Source organism: Pseudoalteromonas nanhaiensis, from assembly GCF_051235485.1.
Taxonomy (GTDB): Bacteria; Pseudomonadota; Gammaproteobacteria; order Enterobacterales; family Alteromonadaceae; genus Pseudoalteromonas; species Pseudoalteromonas lipolytica_C.
In genome coordinates this window covers 14,775-27,656 of record NZ_JBPNYQ010000008.1, presented here as the reverse complement: position 1 = coordinate 27,656, position 12,882 = coordinate 14,775, and the positions used below count along the sequence as shown (strand labels likewise).

The window sequence follows — 12,882 nt, the reverse complement described above, 5'->3', positions numbered from 1 at the left end:
TTATACTCACCAAAACATAAATAGCACTTAGTTTATGCGCTACGCCATGCTGCAATAAAGCCTGCTACAGCAAGGCCTGCCGTAATTGCACTGGCGACTAGGTCATGCTGTAAATAACATAAGCCTGAAACAATCAAACAGCTACCAGCAAAGATACTTAGTAACAAAGGCTTAGCTGATTGCGGTGCTGGCAATTGTACAGGTTGTTGTTGACGTTTTAAGTTTTGATAAATTAAATCTGGTAATTCGGGCATTTTTTCTGCCCAAAATGGCAAATTCGCATACATTTTTTTCATTACAGCAAGCGGACCAACTTGTTCTTTGACCCAATCTTCTAGAAAAGGTTTAGCGGTTTTCCATAAATCAAGCTGCGGATACAGTTGTCTGCCAAGGCCTTCAACATACAACAGCGTCTTTTGTAGTAACACTAATTGTGGTTGAACCTGCATATTAAAGCGACGAGCCGTATTAAACAGGTTGACTAACACATGGCCAAAAGAAATTTCTGCCAGTGGTTTATTGAAAATTGGCTCACATACGGTACGAATCGCAAATTCAAACTCTTCAATGCTGGTATCGGCGGGTACCCAGCCAGAATCAACGTGCAGTTGCGCTACTTGGCGGTAATCACGATTGAAAAAGGCAATAAAGTTTTCTGCTAAATAACGCTTATCTTCGCGATTAAGGGTGCCTACAATACCGCAATCAATGCCGATGTATTTTGGGTTGTGTGGGTTTTCACGAGACACGAAGATATTACCCGGGTGCATATCTGCATGGAAAAAACTGTCACGGAAAACTTGCGTAAAAAACACTTCGACACCGCGTTCAGCCAGCAACTGCATATTGGTATTTTGTGCAAGCAGTGCGTCGGTATCTGACACCGGAATACCGTAAATACGCTCCATAACTAATACGTTATTACGGCTAAAATCGCTGTAAACAAAAGGAATGTAGAGTGATTCAGAATCTTCAAAGTTACGGCGTAGCTGAATCGCATTCGCCCCCTCGCGCATTAAGTCGAGCTCATCCAGCAAGGTTTTTTTGTATTCGTTTACAACCTCGATAGGGCGCAAACGTTTTGCTTCTTTTAATAATTTAGCAACTAAGCGTGCGACTTTTTGCATTAGCATTAAGTCGGCATCAATTTGCTCTTTAATATTTGGGCGAATGACCTTAATGACAACATCTTGAGGTGCGCCATGCTCATCAATTAAGGTTGCTGTGTGAACTTGTGCAATCGAAGCTGATGCCAGAGGTGTTTGCGAAAAGTCACTAAACAACTCACTGATATCATTGATACCCAGTGCTTTTTCGATAAGTTGCTGAGCAAGCTCACCTTCAAATGGTTCAACCTGATCTTGAAGTAATGCAAGCTCTAACGCGACATCATGAGGGAGTAAATCACGGCGTGTCGATAGCATTTGCCCAAACTTGATCCACACTGGGCCAAGTTCTTGCAAAGCAAGTCGAAGGCGCATACCAGCAGGTTTATCTTTATGCTGGTTACGTAACCAAAATAAGCTGCCACGGGCGAGCTTTGCAAACCAAGGCACTCTTTTTCGCGGAATTAATTCGTCTAAGCCATAGCTCAGTAGCGTTTTTGTAATGTAATAAAGACGAGCAGACGACACACAAGTTCCTTAGCGCATTAGCGTGACTGTAACAGCGCGTTAATTCGCATCTCTAATTGAGATACTTGGCTTTTTAATTGGCGATTTTGCTGTTTGAATTCAGCAAGTTCTAGTGGGTGAATCGTCACCGCTAGCTCATCTTGGCAAAGCGCTGTTAAGGTATTTTCTAGCTTACTTTTTGTTTGTAGCCCACGGCGTTTTAAGGCTTGTAAAGAGAGCCATAGTTGCTGCGCTGGGGCATCGCCAATATAACGAGAAAAGTGTTCAGGCCAGTCAATATTAAGCTCTGCGAAAGCATTGCTAAAGCCTTGCGCAAGATTTAAATCGCCTTGTAAATCGAGTTTATCTTGGCGAATTAGCTGGGTAAGCATTGATGGATCTTTAAGGGCCAACAAGGTGTTGATATCGGCGCTGATCATGCAATCAAAACTGCGCTCTTGCGTACTGTATAAGTGAATTTGCTCGTCGCTGTAAACGCACAAAATGGACTGTTGCCAATCGCGTATTTCAATTAAAAGTTGCTTGTCAGCAATGCTGGCAAGCTTGTTTTTAACAGCGGGATCTAATTGCAACACATGATTAATAATGCGTTCTACAAGTGACAACAGAGCGTTAGCTAACATCACATTACCTGCTTAGGTTTAATATTTAAAACCACGGTGTAAAGCAACAATACCACCCGTTAGATTTTGATAAGTGGTTTGTTCAAAGCCGGCATCTTCCATCATAGCCTTTAACGTTTCTTGATCTGGGTGCATACGGATTGATTCAGCAAGATACTGATAAGACTCGCTGTCATTCGCTACCAGTTCACCCATTTTAGGTAAGATATTGAATGAGTAAAAGTCATACGCTTTGCTCAGCACTTCATGCTCAGGCTTAGAAAACTCAAGCACTAGCAAGCGACCGCCAGGCTTAAGGATGCGGTACATTGAACGTAATGCTTTATCTTTATCGGTGACATTACGTAGCCCAAATGCAATCGTGATTAAGTCAAAGCTATTATCAGGAAATGGCAATGCTTCGGCATTCATTTGCACGTATTCAATATTGCCTACGCGGCCTAAGTTGCGAAGTTTTTCGCGACCAACTTTGAGCATTGAAGAGTTAATATCGCCTAAGATAACTTGACCGGTTTCGCCAACTAACTGACTAAATTTAGCGGTTAAATCGCCAGTACCGCCAGCAAGGTCTAATACGTAGTGGCCTTTACGAACACCTGAACTTGCAATAGTTTGGCGTTTCCATAAACGATGAATACCGAATGACATTAAGTCATTCATAACGTCATATTTTGCTGCGACTGAGTGAAATACATCAGCAACCATCGATGCTTTGTCGTTTTCAGCAACGGTTTTATAGCCAAAATGCGTGGTCTTTTCTTGATTCTCGTTCATGATTAATCTCTATCGTGGCAATAAAGACTAGTGTACTTGATTGTAGCTATGGGGTGCAATTTGATTATAACTAAATCATCAGATTAGCGTTGTATTTAATGACTTAGAACAGGATTAGATGTTATTGACCTGCAATATAGCTACTCTGACCCAATGATTTTGCTTTTGCTGCTGCTAATGAGGCTTTTCGTGCTAGGTAATTAAAATCATTACCTTCTTCGTGCTTTGCTATACCCAAAGCGAGCGTGATAGCAGGTAATTTGGTGCCATTTTTTGAACTAACAAAACGCAGCTTTTCAACACCATTACGTACTTTTTCAGCGATTAAATTTGCTGTTTCAGGCTCAATGTCTGCAAGAAGGATAGTAAATTCGTCTTTGCCAGTACGACCCGGTAAACCGCTCTCTAATACATACTTTTGAACTTGTTTGGCAACTTTACTCAAAATCACTTCACCAATCACATCACCATAGTTGCTTATAAAGTGTTCAAGGTTTTCAATTTGAATTGATATGGCACACACCGCCTTGTTTTGCCCAATCCATAATTGCGTTTGCTGATTTAAGTAATGGCGTTTATATAACCCGGTTTGTGGATCAGTGATGGGTTGTTTACGAAGTTGAGTGAGCTGTTTTTGGGTTTTTTCTTGGAGTGATTTAGCTTTTGCAATTTCTTGTTTAAATTGTCGGTGCTGATTTAGTAATACTTCAGACTGCTTGCTAAGCATTTTCAGTGCGTGGCGAGTTTGCTCTAGGTTATTTTCATCTATGGCATGCACGCAATCAGTAACTTGATCAGCAAAGCGGATCATGTTTTGCTCATTCGTATTCGCATTACGAGATAATGAGTTTATAACGGAGTCGACATTACGAACAATTGCTGTATTCATTTTATAGCCTTGTTCCATAAAATCGAAATACAGTTGTTCTACGTAAACGCTGTCGATCGTTTTCTTTTGAGCAATAGCACGGTCTATTGCGGTATTGAGTTTTTGGTTAGCTTGGCTGACATAGGTATAAACGACGTGGTAGTTAAGTGGTGACGGCGGTAATGAATGATGTTCTAAAAAGATACATACCTTCGTCATTTTTTCTTGAGCAATAGCCATGGAATCATGGAACATCATTTTTCAATACCACTAAATACGCATATCAACTAATTAATCATCTTGTCCCTAAAGTGCATTTGCTTCCAAGCATAAATACTGAGTCTACAGTAATCTGTAATCAGTCTATTTAAAAGCAAAATTGCCAAATTTGGAACTTAAATTTGTTTTGTTTGGGTCTATTAGCTGATTTTCTCTACAACTTTGCCATGTATAAGCATAAATTGTTTAAAGCTTGTTCATTCGTTGCGTCAGTTGGGCGTTTATTTGAGCGTAATTAATCTGAGCTTGGTCGCATTTGCTTGGGTTTTAATCTGAGCTGAGCTAATTTAGCTGCACAGATCAAAACGAATAAGAAAGTTATGAAACACTCATTATCGCAAACTGTAAATCGATCGCTAATTGCTGTTGCGTTAGCTTGCACTTTAAGTGCCTGTCAGGTTACCAAAATTGACGCTGATCAGCAGTTTAATCAAGTTGCAGAAGAAATTGTTAACTATCGTCAAAGTATTAGCCCTTATGGAAAGGAAAATGGCGTTGACGGTTATTTACTGGAAAACTTGTCGGCTGAATTTTTAGAGAAAAAGTACAAAAAGAATACTCAATTACTTGCCGAGCTAGACGCTATCGACCGTGATAAATTATCGGAAGAAAATCGCATTAACCTGACTATTTTGCGTGGCCAAGTGCAAAATAGTGTCGATGAATATGTGTTTAATGCGCACTATATGCCGCTGACTTCTGAGTACGGTTTTCACTCTAGCTTATCATTTATGATTTCCAGCTCAGATTACACAAAAGCAAAAGATTACCAGCTATATCTTGCAAAATTGCAGCAAATTCCCCGCTATTTCTCACAAAATATCGGTTGGATGCGCAAAGGGCTTGAGGTGGGGCTAACCCAACCTAAGGCTGTGTTAGAAGGCTATCAAGACTCAATCACGGCTTATATTGTTGATGATGCTACTAAGTCTGAATTCTACAAACCATTTTTAAATAACACTGCGGGCCTGAGCGATAGCGAATTTGCAGCCCTACAAAAGCAAGCGCAAACCATTATCAAAGAGCAGGTTATTCCAGCTTATCAAGGTTACTTAACCTTCTTTAATAATGAATATCAACCGGGTGCACGTACAGAAATTGGTATTTCAAGTACGCCAAACGGTAAAGCGTTTTACGAAAATCGCGCAAGGTACTACACCACCACAGATATGACGCCAAAAGAAATTCATGAGTTGGGTTTACAAGAAGTCGCGCGTATTCGTGCAGAAATGGAAAAAATTATTGAGCAAGTAGGCTTTGAAGGCTCGTTTGCTGATTTTGTCCACTTTTTACGTACTGATCCGCAATTTTACGCAAAAACACCTGAAGAGCTACTAAAAGAAGCGTCTTACATTGCCAAGAAAATGGATGCGCAGTTACCTAAGTTGTTCCACACCTTGCCGAGAATGCCGTATGGTGTTGCACCGGTGCCAGCGAGCATAGCTCCAAAATATACAACGGGGCGTTACTCAGGGTCTCGTCGTGATGACCAAGCAGGTTACTACTGGGTTAATACCTATGCGTTAGATAAGCGCCCGTTGTATGTACTTGAAGCATTAACTTTGCACGAAGCTGTACCAGGGCATCATTTACAAATTTCACTTAATGCTGAGCTTGAGTCATTGCCAAGTTATCGCCGTAATGCATATTTGTCGGCATTTGGTGAAGGTTGGGGCCTATATTCGGAGTTTTTAGGTATCGAAGCGGGCTTTTATCAAGACCCATACAGTGATTTTGGTCGTTTGACTTATGAAATGTGGCGTGCAGCACGTTTAGTGGTTGATACAGGTATGCATATGTATGGCTGGAGCCGCGAACGCGCAATGCAGTTTATGAGCGAAAACACCGCGCTTTCATTGCATAACGTGAAGACCGAAACTGACCGTTATATTTCATGGCCTGCACAAGCGTTGTCATACAAAATTGGTGAGCTAACCATTAAACGTTTACGCCACGAAGCTGAGCAAGCACTTGGTCAAGATTTCGATATTCGTGAATTTCACCATCAAATATTACGACATGGCTCAGTGCCAATGTCGGTGCTTGAAGAGCAAATTCAACTTTACATTAAAGCTGAATTAGCCAAACGAGCAGCATAGCAGTATAAAAGACGAAAAGGCGTGATTTACATCACGCCTTTTTTGTTTATTGCACGTAATATAAACACCTTATATGCTTTGAAAGATGTCATTTCACAAAGGGGCCTTGGATGAGTGATTTTATAATTTTTAGTATCGATGTATTTGCCAGTTTATTTATTTTTGCACTAGGGATCGGATTACTGGTGATTGTGTGCTTTTACATTAGTGATGTGACGCAATCTAAGCAGGCGATTCGCCGTAATTACCCGGTGATAGGACGTTTTCGCTATTTCTTTGAACGCCAAGGTGAATTCTTTCGTCAGTACTTCTTTGCTATGGATAGGGAAGAGTTACCATTTAACCGCGCAGAGCGAAGCTGGGTTTATCGTGCAGCAAAAAATGTTGATCGCACTACTGCGTTTGGTTCAACACAAAGCCTAGAAGCCACAGGGACTGTGATGTTTATGAACTGCGCCTTCCCAAAACTGGATGAAGAGGCGTTAGAGCCAAGTTATGTCACCTTAGGTCCATACTGTGAGAAGCCCTATTCTACCAATGCATTATTCAATATTTCGGGCATGAGTTTTGGCGCTTTATCAAAACCCGCTGTGCGTGCTTTATCACGAGGTGCAAAATTAGCCGGTTGTTGGATGAATACGGGGGAAGGTGGACTGAGTCCTTATCATCTCGAAGGGGGGGCTGATATTGTATTTCAGATTGGTACGGCAAAATATGGTGTGCGTGATGAGCAAGGTAAGCTAAGTTTAGAAAAACTAAAAGCAATTGCCGAGCATGAACAAGTTAAGATGTTCGAAATTAAAATGAGCCAAGGCGCAAAACCGGGCAAAGGCGGTATGTTGCCTGGGCGCAAAGTAACCGCTGAAATCGCCAAAATTCGGGGGATCCCCGAAGGGCATGACTCGATTAGCCCTAATGGCCATCCAGAAATAAAAGAACCAGCCCACTTACTCGATATGATTTCGACAGTTCGAGAAACAACAGGTAAACCAACAGGTTTTAAAGCAGTGATTGGTGAATACACTTGGCTTGAAACCTTGTTCAGTGAAATTAATAATCGAGGCATTGAATCAGCGCCTGATTTTATCACGATCGATAGTGCCGACGGTGGAACGGGCGCAGCGCCTCAGCCGTTAATGGACTCTGTCGGTTTACCGCTGCGTGAAAGCTTACCTCTTGTTGTAGACCTTTTGAAAAAACATGGTCTAAGAGAGCGTGTAAAGGTTATCGCATCGGGTAAGTTAATTGTGCCATCAAAAGTTGCTTGGGCATTAGCGCTGGGTGCTGACTTTATTGTTTCGGCTCGTGGTCACATGTTCTCGCTTGGCTGCATTCAAGCTCTACAATGTAATAAAGATACTTGTCCTACAGGTATTACGACCCACAATGAGCGCTTACAACGAGGTTTAGATGTCACAGACAAGGCTCAGCGTGTTGCTAACTATAATAAATATATTCATTATGGGGCAGGTTTGATTGCCCATTCATGTGGTGTATCCAGTGCCAGAGAATTGGCTCGTCATCATGTGCGCGTAGTGCAAGAAAATGGCTTGTCTGAGCCGCTAGATAAAATGTACGAGCATTATCAGTAAAGTATTTAGAAAGGCGCGTTTAGCGCCTTTGTTTTTAGTTTAGCAAGCTAACCAGTAAAGAGAAAAACTCATCTTTATTATTGCAGCTTGTCGCGTTAAGCATTAACTGCTCTCCGAGTACCAGCGTTTGTTGTTGCACAGCAAGGCGAGCGCCTACATCGTCAATGCCATCGATATCGGCAACATGGGCTAAACCTATGGTGCGGCGAATAAGCTCAGCGCCACAATAACCAATCGCATCGTGTAATACTTGTTGTAAATAATCTTCAGTAAAAGCGCGGTTTGCAAAGCTAATATCTGTTGCTTCGTTACTTGCTAGGGTTAGCCAATGTTGTTCAAATTGGCTGTAACAATCCTGCAAGCAAGTTAGAAGGTGGGTTTGATATTGACGGCGTGCTGCCTGATTTGTAATACGGCCATTTTGCGCGCAGTAATTAAGCAATAAATTGCCCATAAAAGAGCCGATATCGAAACCAACAGGGCCAAAAAATCCGAACTCTGGGTCGATCATTTTGGTGGTGTTTGTATCGACAAAAATACTGCCGCTATGCATATCACCGTGTAATAAAGTTTGCGGACAAGATAAGAATTTAGCTTTTAATTTGGCTGCGGCTAGTTTTAAAGCGTCATTATTGCGAATGCTTTCGACGTGCTCATTAAGCTCAGCAGCGAAATTATTGCGCTCATGCTCAATGTAAGGGTCAGTAAAGAATAAATCTTCAGTGATCTTACATAAATCAGGGTTGATAAACTGACTCACTTTGGCTTTTTTATCTTCAGCAGATAAATAGAAGTCTGAGTTATAAAAACCAGTACGACTCAAATACAGTGCGACATGACTTGCCAGTAGCGGAAATTGCTCTGCGTTGATTTGCGCGCCTCGTAAAATCTGCAAATGCCCTAAATCTTCCAGCACTGTTAAGGCAAGTTCTGCATTATGGTGCAAAATAGCGACAGTATGTTCTGGGCATAAGGCACCGTGATTAATAAGCACATCAGCTTCTATGCGTGCGCGATCAAGTGATAATGGCCATGATTCGCCTACGCAACGAGCATAGGGAAGGGCTTGTTTTAAAATAACACTATTATTGTGTTGATCCGTTACACGAAAAACCAGATTTAAGTTTCCGTCTCCAAACTCGTATGCAGTCAGTATTGCATCAGCAGGGAAAACTGAAATCAGTTCACTTTTAACAAGTTCTTTAATGTAATCAACAGCATGCTCTGAAGTGAAGGCGGTGTAATCAGCCATGGCTCTATCTCATAAAACAATAAACTTTAAGCATTCTATACTTTTAACCATTTAGATGTCCATACATCTAGCTTGTTAGTTGTCAAAACTGATGTAAAATAACTATTCACTTAAATTAGTTTTTCATTAGTAATTCGGATTCAGTATGCAAGATCTCATCGCCAGCAGTATTAAATATCAGCAAGGTACGTTAACCGTACTTGACCAGTATTTGTTGCCACATCAACAGCATTGGCATGTGTGCAATGATGTTGAAACGATGAAAGATTTAATTTTGACACTGAAAATTCGTGGTGCACCGTTAATAGGTTTAGGCGCTAGTTTACTCGTTGCACATTTAGCAGAGCAGGGCATGAGCCAAGCCTCACTCGCTATCGCCATAGATGAGCTAGAAGCAACCCGTCCAACAGCTGTTAATCTAATGCACTGTATGGCCAAGTTACGTACAGCACTGACAGAGACTGATTATGTTGCTGCTGTTGTCGCGACTGCTGAACAGTTATTTAAAGAAGATATTGCACTTTGCGATAGTATGGCTGAACGTGGTGCGGCTTTGGTGGCCAAAGGCGACAATATTTTAACTCATTGCAATACTGGCGCATTAGCAACAGCAGGTGTGGGTACTGCATTAGGAGTGATTTATAAAGCGCAGCAACGCTATGGTGATATTCATGTTTGGGTTGATGAGACACGACCGTTACTGCAAGGCGGCCGTTTAACTGCCTTTGAACTTGAGCGTTGGCAAATTCCTTATACTTTGATTTGCGATAACATGGCAGCTAGCTTAATGGCGGCAGGTAAGGTTGATAAGATTTTTGTAGGCGCTGATCGCATTGCTGCAAACGGTGATTTTGCTAACAAAGTGGGCACTTATAATCTTGCTGTATTAGCGCATTTTCATAACATTCCATTTTATGTTGTTGCGCCATTGACTACGCTTGATACGCAAACGACATGTGGTAATGACATTGAAATTGAGCAGCGCAGTGTAAATGAAGTGCGCGGTGTTAGTGGTAGTTTTGGTGAAGCAATGTGGGCACCGACTAATGCACAGGTTTATAACCCAGCGTTTGATGTAACACCTGCTAACTTAGTAACAGGTTGGGTGCTCGATACCGGGGTTTATAACCAAGCAGATATCGAGCAAGGTATTTTAAAGCAGTTAAAATAGCGGATTTATTCAGCGCTTTTTTCTGTGTAAAGCTCAATGCTGTTTTGACTGTTTGCTGTTAAGAATGAAATTGCGAGCTTGTCATTACTTGCATTGAGCTGGCTAATAAAGTGCAAAGGCTGCATTTGCAGAGCTAATTCGACATCCTGCGGGTTTGCTAATTTAATGCTATATACTTCAGTTTCCGTGGCAATATACAAGCTGTGTTGGTTGCTTGTCATTGAGATAATTGAAGGCTTCAGCTCGGTTAACTTATCTGGCGTTGTTAGTTCACTGTAAGTATTGCTGTCACTATCTAAAAGCAGGTATTTTTCATATTTAGAATGCACTATTAGCTGAGTTTCGTCATACCAAGCAATTGCCAAAGGGGTGTCGATGGTACTTTTGACAACTTCATCGCTGTTAGTATGCAAAATCATTACTTGGTTTTGTAGGCTACTAAGCTCGGTATAAATAACGGCAATCTTATTACCTCTGACAGCTGCCAGTTTAGTGTTCCCTGGTAGCGTCCAATGCTTAATTTCTGAAAAATCATTCGCATTTAGTAGCGTTAATTGCTGATTGGTTTTATTAAAGCTCACAAGTTTACTACTGCTACTATTTGCAGCAATAATCGCAGTATCTTCCCCAAGCTTATCGGTTATATCGATATATTGGTTGTCTTTTCGAAGCCAGTGTTGGCGTTTGTAGTATTCAAAATCCGCGAAATACACATCATTATTAGTTAATGCAACTAAGTCATCCTCATGCTTATTTGCAGTCGCAATATAGCTCATTTGTTTTGATTTTAAGTCAAATAAAGCTGCATCACTGTCGTGTATATCTGTGCTAATTAGCACGCTATGTTTATTAAGAGGGTAAGCGTAATTAGCTCGTTTTACAGGGGCTTTAATAGGTTGCCCGCGGCTCATGGTATCAAACGAAAATGATTCAATCGTCAATTTACCGCGGTTATACCAAACAAGCGAGTTGCTTTGCTCATCGTAAGTCGCAGCCCAAGAGCGGTAATTGTTAGTTGTTAATAGCTTTAGTGAGCTGCCGTCTAAATTAGCCATGTAAATTTCTGCTTGGGCAACATTATGGCGTTCAAAAATAATGCGGCTAGGGTTTTGAATCGTCGTTAATATAAAGTCCCCCGTGCCTGTAATATTAGGTGAGGTAATGCGAATCTCTTCACCTGTTTTTAAATCTTGTGCATACAAAGCATATAGGTGAGTTAAACCACGGTAATTATTACGCCTTGTAATTGCCACATTGCCGACTTCCATGTATTGGCTTGGGGTGCGGTTTAGTACAGATTGATTTGTTCGAGGCTTTATTAGTGCTTCGTTAGATAGCAGGTTACTCGCTTGCCAAGTAATACAATCGTTGTAATCATCCCCTTCACATGAACCATAAAATAAGCGTTCACCGTCTTCAGACCAACCTTGTAAAAATAGCTCCCCTGATGCAATCTGGTACTCTCGTTTAGTTGTTAAGTCGACAACATAAAGGTGTTTCTTATCATTTTGCAGTATGTAAGCCAGTTTCGTTTTGTCTTGGCTTAGCAATAACCGATAGTGCGTGCCTTTATGCCAAGTAATGGTTTCGGCTTGAAGATCTAAAAATGGTGCTTGCTCTTGGGCTTCGACATTGGCTTGGGGCTGTTGTATATACAACCAGGTGGCAGCAATCAATAAACTTAATACTAAGGCAACAAAAGGCCATGGCCAGCGCGATGAGTTAGTGTTTTTCTCGCTGATGGTGTTAGTGTATAGGTGAGGTTTTGTTTCTTCATTTGCCGCTACTACTGGTTCAGCAATAGGTGCCTGCTCAAGAGGTCGCACTGCAATGAATAAGCTGTAGCCTTTACGATAATGGGTTTTAATGGTTTGACCTGGCTGTTTCTCTGATTTGAGTACTTTTCTTAGTTCAGAGATAGCTCGGTTTATAGCATTGTCATCAACAAAACTTTGTTGCCAAATATTTTCAACCAGTTCTTGGCGAGTAATTATTCGCTCGTTATTTTCAATAAAAAAGCAGAGCAATTTAAAAAGCAAAGGTTCTAATTCGCGGGTGTGAACACCGTCACTGATAGTTTGCTGTTTTATATTAAGTTGCCATTCGCCAACAAAAATAACATTATCGCGTAAGGGTGAAAGTGCCGACCCCATTTTTAGTCCTTTAGCAAATAATTAGTACTTATTAATGGGGTCGATAATAACAGAAGTTGTACTGTAATTGGGTTTTTTTGTTTTATTTTTGTAAATTAAAGACTATTTTTTGCAACATATACCCACGCATTAGTATGGCAGAGGAATTTTTCTGCAATGCGTTGATAGTCGTCCACTTCGTATTTATCTGCTTGTGCAAGCTCTTGCTCTGTAATTAAGTAGATTGTGCCGCTCACAGAGTCGCTTTCATTACCTGTTTTTAATAATGCAGGATGAAAACGTTGCCCACTGCTTTTAAGTACGGCCTCGTCGGTGATCTCTACTTCGCCAACTACATACCCTGTCAGCGTGGCTGGTTGACCTTCGAGCAAACGCCCAAAGGTATCTAACTGAACTTGTGGGTACTGCAAGGTACCGTACGAAAATAGCTTTTCCAT

General features: G+C 41.2%; 10 protein-coding genes. 3 read left to right on the top strand and 7 right to left on the bottom strand.

Annotated elements, in window-relative coordinates; all coding sequences use genetic code 11:
* Positions 1-32: 32 nt before the first annotated feature.
* From ubiB to ACSFVZ_RS09260, 4 genes are all read right to left on the bottom strand, one after another.
* A complete protein-coding gene (gene ubiB, locus ACSFVZ_RS09275; protein ID WP_281546749.1) occupies positions 33-1,634 on the bottom strand; it encodes a ubiquinone biosynthesis regulatory protein kinase UbiB in 1,602 nt (533 codons plus the stop codon).
* Between the two features lie 17 nt (positions 1,635-1,651).
* Positions 1,652-2,257 carry a ubiquinone biosynthesis accessory factor UbiJ gene (locus tag ACSFVZ_RS09270; RefSeq protein WP_135922970.1) on the bottom strand — a complete coding sequence of 202 codons (606 nt, stop codon included), beginning with the start codon at positions 2,255-2,257 and terminating at the stop codon, positions 1,652-1,654.
* An 18-nt stretch (positions 2,258-2,275) separates the two neighbouring features.
* Positions 2,276-3,031: a bifunctional demethylmenaquinone methyltransferase/2-methoxy-6-polyprenyl-1,4-benzoquinol methylase UbiE gene (gene ubiE / locus ACSFVZ_RS09265; RefSeq protein ID WP_135922969.1), complete on the bottom strand. Its 756-nt coding sequence runs from the start codon at positions 3,029-3,031 to the stop codon at positions 2,276-2,278.
* Between the two features lie 121 nt (positions 3,032-3,152).
* A complete protein-coding gene (locus ACSFVZ_RS09260) occupies positions 3,153-4,139 on the bottom strand; it encodes a GGDEF domain-containing protein (RefSeq protein ID WP_435558728.1) in 987 nt (328 codons plus the stop codon).
* Between the two features lie 359 nt (positions 4,140-4,498).
* On the opposite strand from ACSFVZ_RS09260, the gene ACSFVZ_RS09255 reads away from it, so the two are divergent.
* Positions 4,499-6,277 (top strand): DUF885 domain-containing protein, encoded by a 1,779-nt coding sequence (locus tag ACSFVZ_RS09255; protein ID WP_281546750.1) that lies wholly within the window; start codon positions 4,499-4,501, stop codon positions 6,275-6,277.
* 110 nt (positions 6,278-6,387) lie between these two features.
* Positions 6,388-7,869, top strand: a complete 1,482-nt coding sequence (locus ACSFVZ_RS09250) for an FMN-binding glutamate synthase family protein (protein ID WP_135922964.1) — start codon at positions 6,388-6,390, stop codon at positions 7,867-7,869.
* Between the two features lie 34 nt (positions 7,870-7,903).
* On the opposite strand, the gene mtnK is transcribed toward ACSFVZ_RS09250, so the two are convergent.
* Positions 7,904-9,121, bottom strand: coding sequence for an S-methyl-5-thioribose kinase (gene mtnK, locus ACSFVZ_RS09245; protein WP_199527217.1), 1,218 nt, complete (start codon positions 9,119-9,121; stop codon positions 7,904-7,906).
* A gap of 145 nt (positions 9,122-9,266) precedes the next feature.
* Between mtnK and mtnA the strand changes: the two genes are divergently transcribed.
* On the top strand, positions 9,267-10,292 hold the full coding sequence (gene mtnA / locus ACSFVZ_RS09240; RefSeq protein WP_281546752.1) for an S-methyl-5-thioribose-1-phosphate isomerase: 1,026 nt from the start codon (positions 9,267-9,269) through the stop codon (positions 10,290-10,292).
* 5 nt (positions 10,293-10,297) lie between these two features.
* On the opposite strand, the gene ACSFVZ_RS09235 is transcribed toward mtnA, so the two are convergent.
* Together ACSFVZ_RS09235 and ACSFVZ_RS09230 are read right to left on the bottom strand one after the other, a co-directional pair.
* On the bottom strand, positions 10,298-12,445 hold the full coding sequence (locus ACSFVZ_RS09235; RefSeq protein ID WP_435558667.1) for a winged helix-turn-helix domain-containing protein: 2,148 nt from the start codon (positions 12,443-12,445) through the stop codon (positions 10,298-10,300).
* A 95-nt stretch (positions 12,446-12,540) separates the two neighbouring features.
* Positions 12,541-12,882: a gamma-glutamylcyclotransferase family protein gene (locus tag ACSFVZ_RS09230; RefSeq protein ID WP_135922960.1), complete on the bottom strand. Its 342-nt coding sequence runs from the start codon at positions 12,880-12,882 to the stop codon at positions 12,541-12,543.

What these genes read in the sequence shown, in the direction of transcription:
- ACSFVZ_RS09230 (WP_135922960.1), bottom strand. Translation starts at nt 12,882, where the DNA reads ATGGAAAAGCTATTTTCGTACGGTACCTTGCAGTACCCACAAGTTCAG.
- mtnA (WP_281546752.1), top strand. Translation starts at nt 9,267, where the DNA reads ATGCAAGATCTCATCGCCAGCAGTATTAAATATCAGCAAGGTACGTTA.
- ACSFVZ_RS09260 (WP_435558728.1), bottom strand. Translation starts at nt 4,139, where the DNA reads ATGGCTATTGCTCAAGAAAAAATGACGAAGGTATGTATCTTTTTAGAA.
- ACSFVZ_RS09270 (WP_135922970.1), bottom strand. Translation starts at nt 2,257, where the DNA reads ATGTTAGCTAACGCTCTGTTGTCACTTGTAGAACGCATTATTAATCAT.
- ubiE (WP_135922969.1), bottom strand. Translation starts at nt 3,031, where the DNA reads ATGAACGAGAATCAAGAAAAGACCACGCATTTTGGCTATAAAACCGTT.
- ACSFVZ_RS09235 (WP_435558667.1), bottom strand. Translation starts at nt 12,445, where the DNA reads ATGGGGTCGGCACTTTCACCCTTACGCGATAATGTTATTTTTGTTGGC.
- ACSFVZ_RS09250 (WP_135922964.1), top strand. Translation starts at nt 6,388, where the DNA reads ATGAGTGATTTTATAATTTTTAGTATCGATGTATTTGCCAGTTTATTT.
- ACSFVZ_RS09255 (WP_281546750.1), top strand. Translation starts at nt 4,499, where the DNA reads ATGAAACACTCATTATCGCAAACTGTAAATCGATCGCTAATTGCTGTT.
- mtnK (WP_199527217.1), bottom strand. Translation starts at nt 9,121, where the DNA reads ATGGCTGATTACACCGCCTTCACTTCAGAGCATGCTGTTGATTACATT.